The organism is Bifidobacterium sp. LH_417 (genome assembly GCF_056357035.1).
The window spans coordinates 22850-42297 of sequence record NZ_JBKEVI010000014.1 but is presented as its reverse complement, the minus strand read 5'-3'; the positions used below and the strand labels follow the sequence as shown (position 1 = coordinate 42297).

General features: G+C 65.3%; 15 protein-coding genes. 1 reads left to right on the top strand and 14 read right to left on the bottom strand.

Annotation, left to right across the window (positions count from 1 at the left end):
- Nucleotides 1–277: 277 nt before the first annotated feature.
- Nucleotides 278–1138: a hypothetical protein gene (locus AC1AYR_RS08590; protein WP_476511870.1), complete on the bottom strand. Its 861-nt coding sequence runs from the start codon at nt 1136–1138 to the stop codon at nt 278–280.
- A gap of 145 nt (nt 1139–1283) precedes the next feature.
- On the opposite strand from AC1AYR_RS08590, the gene AC1AYR_RS08585 reads away from it, so the two are divergent.
- Nucleotides 1284–2678: an NCS2 family permease gene (locus AC1AYR_RS08585; protein WP_476511869.1), complete on the top strand. Its 1395-nt coding sequence runs from the start codon at nt 1284–1286 to the stop codon at nt 2676–2678.
- A 933-nt stretch (nt 2679–3611) separates the two neighbouring features.
- On the opposite strand, the gene pstB is transcribed toward AC1AYR_RS08585, so the two are convergent.
- The 13 genes from pstB to AC1AYR_RS08520 all read right to left on the bottom strand — a co-directional run bounded on the left by pstB (nt 3612) and on the right by AC1AYR_RS08520 (nt 19442).
- Complete coding sequence (pstB, locus tag AC1AYR_RS08580) at nt 3612–4391, bottom strand: phosphate ABC transporter ATP-binding protein PstB (protein ID WP_055427879.1); 780 nt, start codon at nt 4389–4391, stop codon at nt 3612–3614.
- Between the two features lie 52 nt (nt 4392–4443).
- A complete protein-coding gene (gene pstA, locus AC1AYR_RS08575) occupies nt 4444–5442 on the bottom strand; it encodes a phosphate ABC transporter permease PstA (protein ID WP_476511868.1) in 999 nt (332 codons plus the stop codon).
- Nucleotides 5442–6395 (bottom strand): phosphate ABC transporter permease subunit PstC, encoded by a 954-nt coding sequence (pstC, locus tag AC1AYR_RS08570; RefSeq protein ID WP_034527977.1) that lies wholly within the window; start codon nt 6393–6395, stop codon nt 5442–5444. Before pstC ends, pstA begins: the two co-directional genes overlap by 1 nt.
- A 180-nt stretch (nt 6396–6575) precedes the next feature.
- On the bottom strand, nt 6576–7703 hold the full coding sequence (gene pstS, locus AC1AYR_RS08565) for a phosphate ABC transporter substrate-binding protein PstS (protein ID WP_034527970.1): 1128 nt from the start codon (nt 7701–7703) through the stop codon (nt 6576–6578).
- A gap of 522 nt (nt 7704–8225) precedes the next feature.
- Nucleotides 8226–8936, bottom strand: a complete 711-nt coding sequence (locus tag AC1AYR_RS08560; protein WP_476511867.1) for a response regulator transcription factor — start codon at nt 8934–8936, stop codon at nt 8226–8228.
- A gap of 84 nt (nt 8937–9020) precedes the next feature.
- A complete protein-coding gene (locus AC1AYR_RS08555; RefSeq protein ID WP_476511866.1) occupies nt 9021–10391 on the bottom strand; it encodes a sensor histidine kinase in 1371 nt (456 codons plus the stop codon).
- 171 nt (nt 10392–10562) lie between these two features.
- Nucleotides 10563–11312: a 5'-methylthioadenosine/adenosylhomocysteine nucleosidase gene (locus tag AC1AYR_RS08550; protein ID WP_476511865.1), complete on the bottom strand. Its 750-nt coding sequence runs from the start codon at nt 11310–11312 to the stop codon at nt 10563–10565.
- Nucleotides 11313–11400: 88 nt separating this feature from the next.
- Nucleotides 11401–12588, bottom strand: a complete 1188-nt coding sequence (locus AC1AYR_RS08545; RefSeq protein ID WP_476511864.1) for a 3-deoxy-7-phosphoheptulonate synthase — start codon at nt 12586–12588, stop codon at nt 11401–11403.
- Nucleotides 12589–12676: 88 nt separating this feature from the next.
- Nucleotides 12677–13438 (bottom strand): hypothetical protein, encoded by a 762-nt coding sequence (locus tag AC1AYR_RS08540; RefSeq protein WP_476511863.1) that lies wholly within the window; start codon nt 13436–13438, stop codon nt 12677–12679.
- An 82-nt stretch (nt 13439–13520) separates the two neighbouring features.
- Complete coding sequence (locus tag AC1AYR_RS08535; RefSeq protein ID WP_476511862.1) at nt 13521–14027, bottom strand: hypothetical protein; 507 nt, start codon at nt 14025–14027, stop codon at nt 13521–13523.
- A 67-nt stretch (nt 14028–14094) separates the two neighbouring features.
- The gene (locus AC1AYR_RS08530) at nt 14095–14610 is read right to left on the bottom strand and encodes a hypothetical protein (protein ID WP_476511861.1); all 516 of its coding nucleotides are present in this window, start codon (nt 14608–14610) and stop codon (nt 14095–14097) included.
- Nucleotides 14610–17720, bottom strand: a complete 3111-nt coding sequence (locus tag AC1AYR_RS08525) for a CS domain-containing protein (RefSeq protein WP_476511860.1) — start codon at nt 17718–17720, stop codon at nt 14610–14612. Before AC1AYR_RS08525 ends, AC1AYR_RS08530 begins: the two co-directional genes overlap by 1 nt.
- A gap of 210 nt (nt 17721–17930) precedes the next feature.
- Complete coding sequence (locus AC1AYR_RS08520) at nt 17931–19442, bottom strand: GHKL domain-containing protein (protein ID WP_476511859.1); 1512 nt, start codon at nt 19440–19442, stop codon at nt 17931–17933.
- Nucleotides 19443–19448 lie beyond the last annotated feature (6 nt).

Genomic DNA, 19448 nt, shown 5'->3' with positions numbered 1-19448 from the left:
CGGACGCTCCACCGGACCGTCCGCCACACGGCCCGGCAGCGTGTCGCCGCGACAATTCCCTGCCTCACGACTGCCGCCAGCAGGAAATGGCCCTGCAGGATCTTCCCACGCTCCCGCTGGCGGGAGCTGGCCGCCGCAGGCGGACTGAGGGTGGTATCCCTCGTGCGTCGAGACCACCCCCAGTCGGCTCCGCCGACAGCCCCCGCCAGCGGGGGCGAGAGCATCATGGTGCCACCTGCGACCCTGTCTCACGGCCGCCGGCGACGGGAGGGCGAGACTACAGCGTGGCGGCGTATTGGGCGACGGAGGCGGAGACCTCCTTGAGGTAGTCGAGGGAACGACGCCAGTGACCGGGGACCTCGATCGAATGGTTCGCATCCGGATATTCGTGCACATGCGGGGTGAGCGCGTTCGCGCGCGCACGATCGTAGAACGGGTCGGCGGTGCCGGCGCACACGAGCGGCGCCGGACCGGGATAACGCGACGTGCGCCACCGTTCCAACTCCGCCTCGCCGCCTGCGAGACCCGCGGCGTCCTCGTGCAGCACGGCCTTCGCAACCTCGACGGTCGGCGCATCCGGTTCGCCCATGATGTCGTCGCCGACGCGCGGCACCGGAATCACACGCGCGGACGGATCGAAGTCCGCGTGATGCAGGACCGGCGTCAACAGTACGAACGGCAGACCGAACGTCGTGGCGACATGCGGATAGGTCATTGTCGTCAGCGACTTGCCGATCAGCAGCAGTCGGGAGGTGCGCGGCGGCATGTCACCCGCGGCGACGGTTGTGACGGCCGCACTGTCGGTTGCGTCGTCGTAGACCGATGTGACCGTGGCCGTGGCCGTCCGGACCGATTCATCCGCGTTCGCCGCCTCCGCGCGCGCCGACGCCACCCACGCGTCGATCGCCTCGTTCAATACCGGAATCACCGTCGACAGATCGTCCGACGCATGGGCCACGTTCATGCGGTCGACGCGCCAACCGTTCTCCACCAACGCCTGGGCCGACCAGTACAGCAACGGGCGATCGCAGTTGTAGCCGGTGCCCGGCATAAGCAGCACACGTCCGCGCTCGGCTCCCGGCCTGACCGTGTTCTTCTTCCACGCGCGAATCGACACTTCGACCGGCTGCTTGCCCATATCCATTCCCTTCATCCGCTGGTCGGACATCCGTCCATCATCCGTCACACAGTCTACGCCGCGACCGCCCACGTCGAACCGGTGCAATGCGTCCGCGATATAATCGGCCACGGTTTTGCCAACCATTCCAAGGAAAGAAGAGAATATGGAGAAGTTCTTCCATCTGAAGGAGAACGGCACGACCGTCTCGACCGAGATCCTGGCCGGTCTGACCACGTTCTTCGCGATGGCGTACATCATCGTCGTCAACCCGCAGATCCTGTCGTCCACGGGCATGCCGTGGGGCGGCGTCTTCCTCGCCACGATCATCGCGGCGATCATCGGCACGCTCGTCATGGGCCTGTTCGCCAACGTGCCGTACGCGCAGGCGGCCGGCATGGGCCTCAACGCGTTCTTCACGTACACCGTCTGCTTCGGCCTCGGATTCACGTGGCAGGAGACGCTGTGCATGGTGTTCCTGTGCGGCCTGATCAACATCCTCATCACCGTCACGAAGATCCGCAAGATGATCATCATGGCGATCCCCGAGCAGCTGCAGCAGGCGATCGGCGGCGGCATCGGCCTGTTCGTCGCCTACGTGGGCATGCTCAACGTCGGCCTCATCACCTTCACCCCGAAGGACACGAAGGCCGCCGGCAAGGGTCTCGCCACCGCCGCCACCCCGGGCCTCGCCACGTTCAACAGCCCGGTGCTGTGGGTGTTCCTCATCGGCCTGCTGCTCGCCGTCGTGTTCACCGTGATGAAGGTCAAGGGCGGCATGCTGCTGGCCATCATCATCACCACGATCGTCGGCATCCCGTTCGGCGTGACCAACTTCGGCTCCGCCCAGTCCCTGTCGCAGACGTTCTCCGAGCTGCCGACCACGTTCGGCGCGATCTTCACGCCCGAAGGCTTCCCGGCGCTCTTCTCCGATCCGGCGCGACTCCCGCTCGTGATCGTCACGATCTTCGCGTTCTCCATGTCCGACACGTTCGACACGCTCGGCACGTTCCTCGGCACCGGCCGCCGCACCGGCATCTTCTCCCTTGAGGACGAGAAGGCGCTGGAGAACGGCTCCGGATTCTCCTCGAAGATGGACAAGGCCCTGTTCGCCGACTCGATCGCCACCTCCATCGGCGCGATCTGCGGCACTTCGAACACCACCACCTACGTGGAGTCCTCCGCGGGCATCGCCGCGGGCGGCCGCACCGGCCTGACCTCCGTGGTCGTGTCCATCTGCTTCGCGCTGTCCATCTTCTTCGCGCCGGTCATCTCCGCCGTGCCGTCCGCCGCGACCGCCGGCGTGCTGGTCATCGTCGGCTGCATGATGGCCGCCTCCCTCAAGGAGATCGACTGGACGAACATCGACGAGGCGATCCCGGCGTTCTTCGCCACCGCGTTCATGGCGTTCTCCTACTCCATCTCCTACGGCATCGCCGGCGGCTTCATCATGTACTGCCTGGTGAAGACCTGCAAGGGCAAGGCCAAGGATGTCCACCCGATCATCTGGATCGTGGCCGCGCTGTTCATCATCGACTTCGTGTGCATGGCGATCCTGTGATTTCGTGCGTCCCATGTGATCTTGTGATCGCGTGACACCAAAAGGACCCCGCCCATTTTGATGGACGAGGTCCTTTTTTCATGGATGCCCGGCTGGTTGTGTACCCGCCGGTTGCGTACCCGACGGTTGTACACCGACCGGTTGCGTACCCGCCGGTTGAGTACCCGCCGGTTGCATACCCGCCAGTTGCATACCGATCGGTTATGTACTGTACGGTTGCGTACCCTCTTCCGGCTCGCACCCGCCGGTCTCGCACCCTCTTCCGGGCACACCCCCGTACATTTCACCCGTTATCCCCGATGTACAGCGTTAAATGGACGTTTTAACCCCCTTAAAACGTCCATTTAACGCTGGTGAAAGCGGATTCCGGGGGTTTGGTACGGGGCAGGGGGGCCTTCATCACCTCCAGCCGGCGAACAAGAAACACAACCTCGCCACGACACCACCCTCCGACGCTACGCGCCACCTCCCGCCAGCGGGAGGAAAACACACGAGAGCCGGCTCATGCGCATCATCTCCCGACATCATCTCCCGCTAGCGGGAGGAAAACGCACGACACCACCAACGCGAAACCACCCTCCGACGCTACGCGCCACCTCCCGCCAGCGGGAGGAAAACACACGAGAGCCGGCTCAGCGCATCATCTCCCGAACCACCCTCCAGCGCTACTCGCCACATCACACCAACGGGAGGAAAACGCACGACACCACCAACACGAAACCACCCTCCGGCGCTACGCGCCACCTCCCGCCGGCGGGAGGAAAACACACGAGAGCCGGCTCATGCGCATCACCTCCCGACATCACCTCCCGCCAGCGGGAGGAAAACGCACGACACCACACGGAACCACACGGAACCTCGCAGGAAACGGGAAAAGCCCCGCCGAAGCGGGGCTTTTCCTTGACATGGGGCGACGGCGTATCCGTCGCGCGATCAGCCGAAACGGCCGGAGATGTAGCGCTCGGCCTCTTCGTTCTGGGGGTTGTTGAACATCGTGGTGGTGTCCGCGAAGTACTCCAGATGACCGGGCTCGCCGACGGCCTTCAGGTTGAAGAACGCGGTGAAGTCGGCGATACGGGCGGCCTGCTGCATGTTGTGGGTGACGATGACGATGGTGTAGTCGTCCTTGAGCTCGTTGATCAGATCCTCGACGGCCAGGGTCGAGATCGGGTCGAGGGCGGAGCACGGCTCGTCCATCAGCACGACCTGCGGGTGGACGGCCACGGCGCGGGCGATGCACAGACGCTGCTGCTGACCACCGGACAGACCGATGCCCGGGTTGTCGAGACGGTCCTTGACCTCGTTCCACAGGTTGGCGCCGCGCAGGGCCCACTCGACGAGGTCGTCGGCGTCGGACTTGTTGAGGTGCTTGTTGTTCAGACGCACGCCGGCGAGCACGTTCTCGCGGATGGACATGGTCGGGAACGGGTTCGGGCGCTGGAAGACCATGCCGACGTCACGGCGGACGGAGACCGGATCCACGTCCTTGTCGTAGAGGTTCTTGCCTTCGAGCAGGACCTCGCCCTCGACGTGGGCGCCGGGGATGAGCTCGTGCATGCGGTCCAGGGTGCGCAGCACGGTGGACTTGCCGCAGCCGGACGGCCCGATGAACGCGGTCACCTTGTTCGGCTCGATGTTGATGTTCACATCTTCGACGGCGAGGAAGTCGCCGTAGTAGATGTTCTCGTGGTTGACGTCAATGCGTTGTCCCATGATGTTTCCTTTTGATTCCTATGTAATGCGGTGTCGTCTGTATTGCGATGCGTCAGCGTCCGGTCTTGACGGCGAAGACCTTCGCCACGAGACGGCCGATGAGGTTGAGGAGCAGCACGATGATGATCAGCACGAGGGCGGCGGCCCAGGCGCGTTCCATCGGGATGGTCGGCACGCAGGCCGAAGTCGCGTTGACCGGGCAGTTCGCGTTGAGCTTCGAATACTCCTGGTAGACGAACACCGGCAGGGTGGTCATCTGGCCGGAGAACAGGTTCACGTTGGTGCTGGAGATGTAGCCGGCGGTCATGAGCAGCGGGGCGGTTTCGCCGATCACTCGCGCGATGGCGAGGATGCAGCCGGAGACGATGCCCGGTAGGGCGGTCCTGAGCACGATCTTGGTGATCGTGCGCTGCTTGGTGACGCCGAGGGCCAGCGAGGCCTCGCGCAGGTCGTTCGGGACGATCTTGAGCATCTCCTCGCAGGACTTGACGACGGTCGGCAGCATAAGCAGCGACAGTGCGACGGAACCTTCGAAGCCGTTGATGGTACCGGGACCGAACACGATGGTGAACATCGAGAAGGCGAACAGGCCGGCGACGATGGACGGGATGCCGCTCATCACGTCGACGAGCAGGGAGATCGTCATGGCGAGTTTGCCGCCGTGCGCGTATTCGACGAGGTACACGGCGCACATGATGCCGATCGGGATGGAGATGACCATGGCGCCGCCGGTGATCTCCAGCGTGCCGATGATCGCGTGGAGCACGCCGCCGTAGCCGCCGGACGGGGTCGGGTTGCCGCCGACCACGCCGGTCATGTTGTAGGACAGGAAGTTGAGGTTGAGTCGCTTCAGACCGTTGACGATGGTCGTCCACAGCACGGAGATCAGCGGCAGGCAGGCGATGACGAAGGCCAGGCCGATGAGGCCGGTCATGAAGTAGTCCTTGCGCTTGCGGGCGTTCTCCGAGGAGCGGGTGGGACGGAACTTGTCGAAGTCGATGACGGGCGCGCCGTCGAGGTTCTTCTTCTTGGTCGCGGTTGCTTCAGCCATCAGACGCTCGCTTTCTCGGTGATCTTACGGGCGGCGTAGTTGACCACGAACGTGATGAGGAACAGGATGAGACCGGTTCCGATCAGCGTGGAGACGCCCAGATCGTTCGCTTCGGGGTACTGCGCGGCGATGTTCGCGGCGATGGTCTGGTTCTGCGAGGCCTGCAGCAGCTTGATGGAGTAGGTGAGGCCCGGGGACAGAATCATCAACACGGCCATGGTCTCGCCGAGGGCGCGGCCGAGGGCCAGCATGGAGGCGGACACGATGCCGGACTTGCCGAACGGCAGCACGGCCAGCTTGATCATCTCCCACTTGGTGGCGCCCAGGCCGTAGGCGGCTTCCTGCTGGAGGGTCGGGGTCTGGAGGAAGATGTCGCGCGACATGGACGTGATGATCGGCAGCACCATGACGGCGAGGACGACGGCCACGGTGGCGACGGTGCGCTGCGGGTTGGCGGCGGGGCCGGCGAACAGCGGAATCCAGCCGAGGTAGTGCGCCACCCAGTTCCAGAACGGGTAGATGGCGGGCACGAGAATCAGGCCGCCCCACAGACCGTAGATGACGGAGGGGATGGCGGCGAGCAGGTCGACCACGTAGCTCAGGGCCGTGGCGATCTTCTTCGGCGCGTAGTGCGAGATGAACAGCGCGATGCCGATCGAGATGAAGAACGCGATCAGCAGGGCGAGGATGGAGACGAGCACGGTGCCGAAGAGCAGCGGGAGCACGTAGCCCCAGAAGCTGTCGGTCTTGCCGCCGGTGAAGCTTGAGATGGTGGCGCTGTTGGCGGACTGGTCGCCGCCGATGAGCGGCCACGCGCGGAAGAAGAGGAACAGGAACACGGCGGCCAGCACGACGAGGATCAGGATGCCGCAGGCATACGCGATGCCTTTGAACACCTTGTCCGCCGTTTTGCCGCCGGCCGGCTGCATGACCGGTGTGTCTTGCGAACTCACGGATTCTCCTTAGTGGAAAGTGGTGCGTTGTGCGGGTGATGAGGCTTGGCGGGCGGCGTTCTTCGGCGTTGTCGGAACCGGCTGTGAGCCGCAGCCGTTCGCACGACTGCGGCTCACAGATTCGGATTGTTCAGTTTGCCGATGTCCGTTCGCCCGGACCGGATGGCCGGGCCTCGGTCATCACTTGGTCTTGATGGCTTCGATCGACTTGGTGATCTTGTCGGTCAGGCTGGACGGCAGCGGGGCGGAGCCGGCGGCGTCCTGGGCGGCCTTCTGGCCGTCGGAGGAGGTGATGTAGGTCAGCCAGGCCTTCGCGAACTCGCCCTGCTTGGCATCCTTGTAGGCCGGGCAGACGATGGCGTAGGAGACGAGGACGATCGGGTAGGCGCCCTTGGCGGTGGTCTCGTGGTTGATCTTCACGACCACGCGGTTGTCGCCCTTGGCGGAGGAGTCGAGATCGGAATCCTCGATGACCTTGGAACCGGCCTCGGCGGAGATCTCGTTGTAGGAGTCGCCGACCTTCACGGCGACGGTGCCGAGCTTGCCGACCTGGGAGAAGTCGGCGTAGCCGATGGTGCCGTCGGCCTGCTGCACGGTGGAGATCACGCCCGAAGTGCCCTTGGCGCCCTGGCCGACGGAGTTCGGCCAGTTCTCGGACAGGTCGTAGCTCCAGTCGTTCGGGGCGGCGTCCTTGAAGTAGGAGACGAAGTTCTGCGTGGTGCCGGACTTGTCGGAACGGTGCACGACGGTGATCGGGGTGTCAGGCAGCTTGAGGTCGCTGTTCTGATCGGCGATGGCCGGATCGTTCCAGGAGGTGATCTTGCCGTCGAAGATCTTCGCAATCGTGGAGGCGTCCAGGTTGATGTGCTTGCCCGCGTCGGACACGCCCTTGAGGTTGAAGACCACGGCGATCGGGGAGATGTAGACCGGCACGTCGAAGGCGGCGCCGGAGGCGCAGACTTCCTTGGACTGGGAGACCTCGTCGTCGGACAGGGCCTTGTCGGAGCCGGCCCACGCGGTGGCGCCGGTCAGGAAGGTGGAGACGCCCGCGCCGGAACCGGACGGGTTGTAGGCGATCTTGGCGTCCGGGTTGTTGCCCTGGAAGCCGGCGATCCACGCTTCGACGGCGGCCTGCTGGGAGGAGGCGCCGGCGCCCTGGAAGTCACCGGAGATGGGCTCGGACTTGGTGGCGGAGCTGGAACCGCCGTCGGGCGTGGAAGCGGTGTTGTCGCCGCAGGCCGCGAGGCCGGCCAGCATCACGATGCCGGACAGGGCGGCAATGGAGCGAACGAGGATGTTCTTACGCATTGTTTCTTTTCCCTCTATCACTTGCAAGAGGCGATCCGGATGCGGTGTGGAGGCTCGCTCCGAATCGTCCGTCATTTCTTGACATCTCCAAGATTAGAGGCGACGAGGGGGCCCGCCCGCCGAAACCGGTGAACGGACGATGAACAATCCGCAATCAATGCCTACGTCGTTTTCGGCCCCAAAACGTAGTCGGCTCCCTTGCGGCGTGAAAGCCGACAGGGAGCCTGATAAAAGCCGAAGCCGTGAAATGGAGAACCCGGTGGGTTCTCCGTAGGCTGAGGGGATGGCGAACGCCATCCAAGACAACTCGCGCGTGACGAAGTCACGCGGCCGGCTGAGCCGTGAAGCAAACGGTCCGGTGAACCGTTTGTAGGCGAAGGCCCGCCGACAGGCGGGCAAGACAACTCGCGCGTGACGAAGTCACGCGGCCGGCCGAAGCCGTGAAACGGAGAACCCGGTGGGTTCTCCGTAGGCTGAGGGGATGGCGAACGCCATCCAAAACGACTCGCGCGTGACCGCAGGTCACGCGGCCGGCTTGTCGATCTTGTAGCCGAGACCGCGCACGGTGGTGAGGTACTTGGGGTGGCTCGGATCCTCCTCGATTTTCGCGCGCACGCGCTTGACGTGCACGTCGAGGGTCTTCGTGTCGCCCACGTAATCGGAGCCCCAGATGCGGTCGATGAGCTGGTGACGGGTCATGACGCGGCCCTTGTTCTGCAGCAGGTATTCGAGCAGTTCGAATTCCTTGAGCGGGAAGAACACGTTCTCGCCGCGCACGGTGACCTGGTGCTGGCCGACCTGCATGGCGATGTCGCCGCACACGAGCGGCAGGTCGTCGCCTGCGCCCGCGCCGTCGCCCGCGCCGGACGGCTGCTGGTTGCGACGCATGACGGCGCGGATGCGCGCGAGCAGCTCGCGGAACGAGTACGGCTTGGTCACATAGTCGTCGGCGCCGATCTCGAGACCGACGACCTTGTCGATCTCGGCGGACTTGGCGGTGAGCATGATGATCGGGACGCGGCTCTGTTCGCGGATGCGGCGGCACAGCGCGGTGCCGTCGATGCCGGGGAGCATGAGGTCGAGCAGCACGAAGTCGATGCCGCCCTTGGTGAACAGTTCGAGCCCCTCCTCGCCGGTCGCGGCCGCGGAGACGTCGTATCCTTCCCGCGTAAGCTGGTACACCAGCGGTTCCCTGTAGGATTCCTCGTCTTCCACGATGAGAATGCGCGTCATGATCACCTTTCCCTGTTTCGTTACGTGGACAATCCTAGTCGTTCGTCCACGGTTCATCCCTCGCTAATCTCGACTACGTAACCGCTACCGCGCGGTCTCCGCACCATCGTCTTCCTCATGCGGAATCATCACGGTATCTTCGTCGTCGGCTACGTTGCTTTCGACGTCCGGGGCGCCGTCGAGCGGCGTCTGGTCGGCGTCGAGCGGCAGTTCGATGGTGAACGTGGACCCCTCCCCCTCATGCGACCATACGGACACGGTGCCGCCGCAGTCGGCGACGCAGTGCTTGACGATGGCGAGGCCGAGGCCGGTGCCGCCGGTGGCGCGTGAGCGGGCCGGATCGACCCGGTAGAACCGTTCGAAGATGCGGTCGATGGATTCGGCGGGGATGCCGATGCCCTGATCGATGACGCGGATGCGCACCTTGCCGTCGCGCGCGCCCACGGCGACGCGCACGGTGGTGTGTTCGGGCGAATAGTGGATCGCGTTCTCGACGAGGTTCTTCACGGCGGTGGTGATCGCGTCCTCATCGCACGAGACGATCGCGTCCCGCTCCCCCGCCTCGGGCGCGTCGGTCGGCACCTGCACGCCGTCATAGTGCAGTTCGAGCGCGATATGCCGCCCGTCGGCCTGCACCTGGTTCTCGGCGATGGCCTTGCGCGAGACGGCGAGCACGCCGAGACGCTTCGGGTCGAGCACGCCGGTCGCGTCCTGCGCCTTCTGCAGGTCGATGAGACGGTGGACGAGTTCGGTGAGCCGCGTCGACTCCTTGGAGACGCGTCCGGCGAAATAGCGCACGGCGTCCGGATCGTCGGCGGCGTCGCCGATCGTCTCGGCGAGCAGGGAGATCGCGCCGGCCGGCGTCTTCAGTTCGTGCGAGACGTTCGTCATGAAGTCGCGTCGCATCGCCTCGAAACGGCGCTGCTCGCTCATGTCGCTGATGAGGACCGCGTACAGGTCGTCGCCGATCGCGCTCACTCTGAGCTTCAGATAGCGGATGTTCGACGGCATCGCCTTGCCGGCCTCGACGCCGCGTCCGGACTCGCCGTTCGCGCCGGCGAGCGTGCGCACGCCGTCGAGAGGCAGTTCGATCTCGCGTTCGCGCGTCACGCCGTCCGCGGCGACGCGCGCGAGGATGCCGAGCGCATCCTCGTCCGCGAGATGCCGCGACTCGTTGAGCCTGAATACGGCGGCGTCATCGGTCATGTATCGGATGTCGCCTTCGCCGTCGACGAGAATCACCGCTTCGGGAATCGCCGTGACGAACGCCTCCTCGCGCGCACGCACCGACGGTTCACCGCCGAACAGCACGTCGTCGGGGTCGAGCGGGGCGGCGACGTGCGGGCGCGTCTCGCGCCCCACGCGCTCGCCGCGCTCCATGCCGTCACGCCAGGCGGCGACCGCCGCCACGAGCGCGACGAGCGCGACCAGAACGAGCACCTGCCACCAGACCATGTCCCACCTCACAGACGGACGCCGGCGGGCGCACGACGGAACGTCACCACGCCCGCCGGGTGAAAACGTTTGCCTCTCCAGACTAGCGGGAGAACATGTAGGAGTCACGCCGGACTACGTAAGTTCAGCGGATGTTCACCTTCCGTCGGCGCGAGGCGTGCGCGACGCGCGTCACATGCGACGCAGCATGTCGACGACGAGGCGCGCGGCGGTGTCCGCGTACTCGGAGATGTCGAACTCCTTGAACACCTCGTAGTCGGTGTCCGCGTTGTCGGACAGGGCGCGGATGACGAGCGCGGGCACGTCGTTGCGCGCGGCGACCTGCGCGACCGCGGCACCCTCCATCTCGACGGCGTCGGCGCCCGTGTCGTGGATGATCTGCTCGACCTTGCGCGGATCGTCGACGAAATAATTGCCGGAGGCGATGATGCCGGTGATGTGCTTGGTGCCGGCAGCGTCGAGCGCCTCGTCGGCGATGTGGAGCAGATGGTCGTCGGAGTGGAATTCGGTGACGGGCATGTCCGGCGTGCCGGGCTTCCACTGGCCGACGAGACGCATGTCGGTGTCGAGGAAGCGCAGCGTGCCACCGAGCACGACGTCGTTGACGTGCAGTTCACGGTTGAGGTTGCCGGCGATGCCGGAGAAGATCACGGCGTCGGGTGCGTATGTGCTGATGAGATGCTGCGTGGTCGCGGCGGCGGCGACGAGACCCATGCCGCCCACGGTGGCGACGACGGCGAGCTCCTCGCCCTTGTTCGTGGCGATCGTGCCACGCGTGACGTCGAGGCTGGCGGCGTGGTCGTGCGCGACGTGGTCGAGGGCGGCGGCGATGAGCGCCACCTCCTCGTCCAGCGCGCCGATGATCGCGATGGTCCTAGTGGCGGATGCCGTCGTGGCGGGTGCCGTGTGCTTGCCGGTCATACGAAATCTCCCCTATGCTCGATGTGCGTTTCCGCAACCGAGCATAGGGGAGCTCATGGTCAGACGTTGGACCGGTGCCGGCGCGACGTCAACGCCAACGTCGCGTGGCGACCGCCTCGGCGAGTTCGCGCAGCAGGGATTCCGTGTCCTCCCAGCTCAGGCACTTGTCGGTGATCGACTTGCCGTAGACGAGCTGGCTGAGCGGCGCCGCCGGCTGGTTGCCGCCTTCGATGAAGCTCTCCATCATCACGCCGGTGATGCCCTGCTCGCCGGAAGCGATGCGCGCGGCGATCTCACGCACGACCTCGGCCTGACGGTGCTCGTCCTTGCCGGAGTTGCCGTGCGAGCAGTCGACGATGAGCCCGTGCGCGGCCGCGGACTCGGCGGGCATGCGGCCGCGGATCGTCTCCAACGCCGCCGCGATGTCCTCACGCGAGTAGTTGGGGCCGGAGCTGGCGCCGCGCAGCACGACGTGACAGTCCGGGTTGCCGAGCGTCTTGACGACGGCCGCACGACCCAGATGGTCGATACCGAAGAACGTGTGCTGCTGCGCGGCCGCGAAGCAGGAGTCGGACGCCGCCTTGACCGAGCCGTCGGTCGCGTTCTTGAAGCCGATCGGCATCGACAGGCCGCTGGCGAGCTGGCGGTGCACCTGGCTTTCGGTGTTGCGCGCGCCGATCGCGCCCCAGCTGACCGCGTCCGCGATGAACTGCGGGCTGGTCGGCTCGAGGAACTCGGTGGCGGCGGCGAGCCCCTCGTCCAGCACGCCGAGCAGCGTGCGACGGGCGAGCAGCAGGCCCTTGCGGATGTTGCACGAGCCGTCGATGTCCGGATCGTTGATGAGACCCTTCCAGCCGACCGTGGTGCGCGGCTTCTCGAAGTACACGCGCATCACGATGAGCAGTTCGCCGCCGAGCTCGTCCTTGAGCTTGGCGAGGCGACGCGCATAGTCGAGCGCCGCAGCCGGATCGTGCACCGAGCACGGTCCGACGACGACGAGCAGACGGTCGTCCTGCCCGTACAGGCAGGCGCGGATCTCGTCGCGCGAATAGGCGACAAGGTCCCGCGCCTCGGGCGTGAGCGGCAGGTCGCCGAGCACCTGCGCCGGCGTGGGCAGCACCTCGAATTCGAGGACGCGGCGGTTCACGATGCGGCTGACGCCCACCTGGTCCTCCCAGCGGGGCACATCGGTGGCGACCAGCGGGTTCTTGCCCGCGTCCATCGCCTCACGGATGGCCTTGAGATCCTCCGGCTTGTTCAACGGCTGCTGCTGCATGACGTCATTCTCTCCCTATGCTTGTCTATCCAGCCCCCAAGCATAGCGGATGGCCGCGGTGCCGCCGTACGTGGCCGCCGCCGGACCGTCACCGGCGACTGCCGGACACCTTCGCCCCCAGCGCGGCCAGTCCACCCGCCGCGGCGAGCAGCACCGCCACGACGGCCGCCGTGACGCCCACGCCCGTTGTGGACAATGATGACGCGGCCCGTCGTGCGACGGGCACGGTAGTGACGAGTTCGGTCGTTCCCGTTCGGGTCTCCGTTGCCGCCTCTTCATCCGCAACGGAACCGCAGCCGGCGACGCTCTCTCCATCCGTTGCCGGGTCGGCATCCTCGCGGGTTGCCAAGCCACTACCGTCGTCGCCGGAATCATGCTCCAACGTGGCGGAGAAGGCGACGGATCCGCGGTATTCGCCCGCGCCCGCCGCCTTCCACGCCTCGCGCGTGATGCGCACGGCGAACGTCGCTTCCTCACCGCCGTCCGCCGCGTCGGCATCCCAATTCGCTCCGGCAAATGCCGCGCCATCGTCGTCCGCGACGAGGTCGAACGCGAGACGCGCGCCGTCCTCCCCGGTGAGGACGCCGGAGGTCGCAGCCTCCACGCGCACGTGTTCATCCACGCCGATGTTGCCGTTGACGGCGAGTCCGCGCACGGAGGTGGTCTCGTCGCCGTACGCGATCGTCGTGCGCGCGGGAATCGTCAGCGTGTAGGTGGACGCGATTTCGGCGTCCAGCCTCATACTGCCGGAATCGGCCCATGCCGGGAAGGTCGTCGCCATGGACAGTCCCGCCGTCAACGTGATGGCCGTCGTCGCCGCGGACATGCGTGCGATGCTGCGCGTCGCCATGATTTCGTTCCTTTCCTTCATGTGCCGGAATTCCGTCCCGCCCGTGGAGCGGCGCGATACGCCGCGCCGCCGCGGACGGACGCTACTGCTTGTCGACGATGGACGCCTCGAAAGTCATGACGCCCAGATAGGAGCCGGCTTGGACCTTCGCCCCGCCGTTCGCGTCCGTCAGCTTGCTGAAGGTGAGCTTGTTGCCGATGGTGACGGTGGAGGAGACGACGCCGGTGAAGCTGCTGACCACATCGCCGTTCGACATCGCCTTGCCGGCGGAGTCGGTCACGGCGGAGACGGCCTTCACGGTTGCGTCGGACTTGTTGGCCAGAGTCGCCTTATGGTCGGTCAGGCCGTCCTTGATGCTCACGTTGAGCACCTTGCCGGGTTCGATGTTCGCCGCGTTCACGCCGATGCCGCCCGATTCCCTGCTCTGGCTTTCAGACAGGATGATGTTGGCGGGGATGCGCAGCGTGTAGCTGGATTTCACGTTGTATTCGACACGCATGTCAGACGAATCCGCGAGCGCGGTGGCGGGCAGCGCGAAAGCCGGGATAAGTGCGAGCGCGGCGGCGGCCGCGGCGATCTGCTTCTTCATGATGATTCCCTTCGTTGGGGTTTGGTTGGTATGTGGTTATGGCCCATGTGGTTATGGTTCATGTGGTTCAGTCGACCACATGCAATGTGAGTTTGATGTCGGAGCCGTTGAGCGGACTTTGGTCGTTCAACGAGAAGCATTCGTACTTGAGCGTCACCCCCTCGTAGTCCCCAACGGATAATGCTTGGGCCAGTTCGATCTCATGCAGTCCTTTGCCGGGTTCGATGAGTTTCGACCGCCAGATCTCAGTGCCGTCCGCGAGGACGAGCGTAATCCGGAAATAGCAGGTGTTCTGTTCCGGGTTATGCAGGTTCACCGATTGCGTGGTCACGCCCGCTTTGAACGTCATCGAGTCGAAGCCGGGAATGTCGATCGTGTCGGTGTTCTTCTTGCCCGTGTAGGTGTCCTGGTCGCCGGTCCAGTCCTCGCCTTCGGTTTCGACTTGGGCGGTCGTGTCGCCGGAGCCGAACCAGCGGTTCCAGTTGGCGCCGACGACCACGCCGCCGGCGGCGACGGCGAGGACGAGCAGTACGATCAGCAGGGTCCGCCACGGTGTGCGGCGCGTCGTTGTGGAATCAGCCATCATCGCCTCTCCTCATTGACGGTGAAGGTGAGCGTGGCGGTGTAGCGGCCGGCGGGGACCGTGGCGTCGGCGTCGCCTGCGATGGTCGGCTTGCCGAAGTGCAGCGTCGCCGTGGAGTCGCCGTCACCGATGCCGCCGAGCAGCGGCGATTCGCCGCCGAGCGTAGTGCCGTTGCCGTCGGTCACGCTGGAACGCAGCGCGACGTTGCCATCGGAACGGGTCAGTTTCAGACCGTCCGACGCCGTCCAGTCGTCGGCCGTGCCGCCGACGACGGAGCCGGAGACGGCGAGCTTCCTGCCGGGATCGACGAGTTTGACGTCCGTGACCTTCACGTCCGCGGTGTCGCCCGTCGTATCCTCATCCATCGAGACCGTGGTCTTCGGAATCGACAGCGTGTACGTGCTCGACGTGGCAGTATCGAACCACTGCCACGGGTTCGTCGCGCCATCGGCGTTCTCGCCTTCATACACCGCGCGATACGGCGTATACGAGGAGTCGGCCGACGATGTCCGCACGAACTGGTCGCCCGCCGCACCATCCGATACCGGCAGCCACAGATACAGGTTCGCATCCGCAGTGCCGTCCGTGTTCACATGCGTGCCGTCGATCTTCCAATCGGTCTTCCATGCGCCGCCCGTATCCGAACAGTCGCCGGACGCCGCGCACGAACGCACCGTACGATGATCCGCCGAAGCCGGCACCACCGCCAGATACACGTTGTTGCCGTTGCCGTCCGTCGGCTGCGGCGTGGTGGAAGAGGAGCTGACCGTTCCATCGATCACCTTCACACTGCCGCCGGTAATCCTGACATCCGAACCATCACCGTCGCGACCGCCGCCGATACCGGCACCACACGCAATGCCGGAACCACCGTACGACTGAGCCGTCACCACACCACCGGAAATCGTGATATACGAACCATCGCCGTTACTTCCGCCGCCGATACCGGCACCAACCGCGGCAGAGGATCCACTGTACGACTGCGCCGTCACCTTGCCGCCGGAAACAGTGATATACGAACCGGAACCATTCTCGCCGCCGCCAATACCAGCACCAAACACGGAGTAGGCGGAGGATTCACTGTACGATTGGGCGAGCAGACTGCCCCAATCGGCCTCATTGGAACCTTCCGATGTGATGGTCAGGGCGAAAGCCTCGTCCGGGCCGATCGACAGGTCGTTCTTCTCCAGACCGGCATGTTTGGGACCGGAAATCAGTTTGTTCTCGCTCTTGCTGGCAAGTGTGAGATTCAGCTTGCCGGACGTGTGCGCGAACGCAGCGGCATCGATATCCGTATCCTTGCTCAGATCGATCTTCACGCCATTGAGCACGACGTTCGCAGTCACACCATCCTTCGGCGTGACGACGATACGATCCTTCGTCGCGGTCTTGTCGGCAACGGACGGATGCCGCAACGTGCCTCCCTTCATCGACACCGTCAACGTGACCGAATCGGACGACGGATGCAGGGTCAGCACACCGGACTTAGCGACGCCGACGTTCGGCGTGTACTCATAATCCACGCCAAGCTCGCCACCGGACACCGCAAAATCCATGGAAATGGTCGTCACACGCACCGGATACGCATTCTTATCATCACCATCATTGGCAATGACCTCATACCCATCCGCCGGCGTTACGCCGTACACCTTGTTGTTCGTCACCGCATCACGTGATGTATCGGCGAAATAACCGCCGGTGATCATCACACCATTGGTCTCGGCGCCAATCGCACTTGCGTTCCTAGAATTAGCCGATACATATCCACCGGAAATCCGGATATCAGTTCCAGAACCGCGCTGACCGCCACCGATACCGGCGCCGTATGCACCATGGCGGCCAGACGCTCTAGCAGTCACCACGCCACCGGAAATCTCGATACATGAACCGGCCTTGGCGGATCCGCCACCGATACCGGCACCGAACGAGTATCTGTTGCCATACGTCTCGGCCGTCACCACACCACCGGACACTGTGATATACGAACCAGCACCTCTATTGCCGCCACCAATACCGGTACCACTCGCGATGCCATTGCCGGTCTCGCTTCCGTTGCTGCGCGACCTAGCGGTCACCTCGCCACCGGACACCGTGATATACGAACCAGCACCTCTATTGCCACCACCAATACCGGCAGCATTCGCTGCGGCTTTTTCAGAGTAGGAATCAGCTGTCACCACACCACCGGTAATCGTGATATATGAGCTGCTCTTGCTGCTGCCACCGATGCCGGCACTAGACGCAGCCTCGTATTCACCGTACGACCGGGCGAGCAGACTGCCCCAATCGGTGTTGCCGGAACCTTGTGATGAGATAGTCAATGTGAAATTCGCGGACGGACCGGACTGCAGGTCGTTCTTCTCCAAACCGGCATGTTTGGGACCGGAAATCAGCTTATTCTCGCTCTTGCTGGCAAGTGTGAGATTCAGCTTGCCGGACGTGTGCGCGAACGCAGCGGCATCGATATCCGTATCCTTGCTCAGATCGATCTTCACGCCGTTCAGCACGACGTTCGCGGTCACACCATCCTTCGGCGTGACGACGATACGATCCTTCGTCGCGCTCGGATCGGCCGTGGACGGATGCCGCAACGACCCGTTCATCGACACCGTCAACGTGACGGACCCAGCCGACGGATGCAGGGTGAGCACACCGCCCTTGGAGGCGTCGGCCTTGTATTCGTAATCCTTGCCATCCTCACCGCCGGTCACCGTGAAGTCCATGGCCGCGGCCTGCGCCGTCTCCGGCGTCGGCACGGGTTCGGCGTCCGCATCCGGTTCGCCAGTATCCGATTCGGCGACCGGTTCCGTTTCCCCGGATGATTCCTCCGGTTCAGCGGCCGATTCGGCGACCGCGTCCGTTTCCGCGGCATTGTCGGAACCGGTACCGGTTTCTCCCGCCGCCGGTTCCGACGCCTCGGCGACGTCCGTATCCTCCGCCGGTTCGGCGGCGGCGACGGACGGTTCGGCGGCGACGGTTGCGACGGACGCGGTGGACGGCGCAGACTCTTCGGCGAGCGCGGGCGTCACGGTAAGCGTGCATGAGGTCATGACGGCGACGAGTGCGGCGACGGCACGAACCGGCATCTTCAATCGGCTGGCCATGGTCATGCCCCCTCCCCGCCGGCGCGCGGCGTCGCGCGATCCGACCGTCGTAACGGATACCGCCCGGCACCATGCCCCCTTACGAGCGGACCATGAACCGGACTGTTTTCTCCACCCTATGGGAGGTGTCGGAGGGCAATCCAGCGCGGCGTCACGAACGGCGGACGCCACGCCACGAATGGTTCGGCATCAGCCGCGCTCCCCCGTCACCACCCGTCAGGCGATTACGGAGGATTCAGATTCCCCCTCCGGCGAGGCGGGCATCATCACGGAAACGCGGAAGACACGCGCGGATACGCCGCCGGGTTCGCCGGAATCGGGGGACTGAGCATCATCGTCGGAACGGACGGGGCTTCCCTCGTCGACGCGCATCTCACCGCCCAGGCGGTCGACCACGGCGGCGACGGACGCGAGACCCACGCCCGCGCCCGCGTGGCGCGACGACAGCAACCGGCCGTCGGCGTCGCGCCGGACGCGGTCGACGTAACGGTTGTCGACGGTGAGCAGCAGCGCTCCGCGAGCGTCGACGTGCGCGCGCAGCGTCACGTCGGGCGCGCACGCGGATCCGCCGCACGCCGCGACGCAACGCGCGGCGGCGGCGACCGCGTTCTCCAGCAGGTTGCCGAGCACGACGACGATGTCGGCGACGGCGACGTCCACCCGGCCGGGGACCCGCGCGCGCACGTCCACCGTGACGCCGGCCTTGCGCGCCGCCGCGAGATAGTAGGACACGACCGCGTTCACCGCGATGTTCTCGCATACGGCGATCGGCTCGTCGAGCTCCGCCGAGCCGGCCACGTCGTCGAGGTACGCGCGCACGGCGGCCATGTCGCCTTCGCGCGCGTACGCCTGCAACGCGACGACGTGCTGGCGCAGGTCGTGCCGGGTGCGCCGCGCCGTCTCCATGCGTTCCGTCAGCGAGCGCAGCTGCACGCGTCCCAACGCGAGGCGCCGGTTGCGTTCCTCCGCCTCGATGCGTCGCGTCGACTCGCGGTCCGTTTTAGCGAGCAGCCAGTAGAGCAGGACCAGCAGCACGGCGTACATGACGGCCGCGACGACGCCGACCTGCGCGGCATGGTCGTTGAGCACGTCCATGTAGAGGTCCTGGTACATCATGAGCAGCGCGTACAGGCCGAAGGGCGCCAGCCAGAGCACGCGCCACGCGGGGGCCGCGATCACGGGGCTGTGCAACAGGCGCGGCATCGTCTCGCGCGCCGGACGCCACAGGACGGCCACGAACACCGCCGCAAGCGCGTAGGTGACGGCGACGTCCACCCATGCGACGCGGATCTCCAGCCAGCGCCACTCCCCCACCGCGACCGCGTCCGCGATCTGGCCGGCGAACACGCAGACGGCCATCATCACCGCGCACGACAGGGACGTGAACAGCGCGCGGAAGAAGTCCAGCGTGCTCACATGCCAGAACCATACGACGACGAATACGGCGAATACGAGGGACAGTACGGAGACGAAATCGCCGGGGACGGGGCCGAGTTCCAGCCACACGCTGAGCACGTCGTATGCCGTGACGGCGATGGCCGTGGTCGTGACCGCGTACCGGCGCGACGTGCGGAGCATGTTCCATGCGATCGCGAAGCACAGGATGATCGCGGGGACCAGCGTGGCGTGCAGAAGGACGGCGCGCACGGCGATCGCGGGCGATGCCGGATCGTATTCCGGTTCGACGCCCAAGACGGCGAGCAGGGATTCAAGCAACGGGTACAGCATGATGGT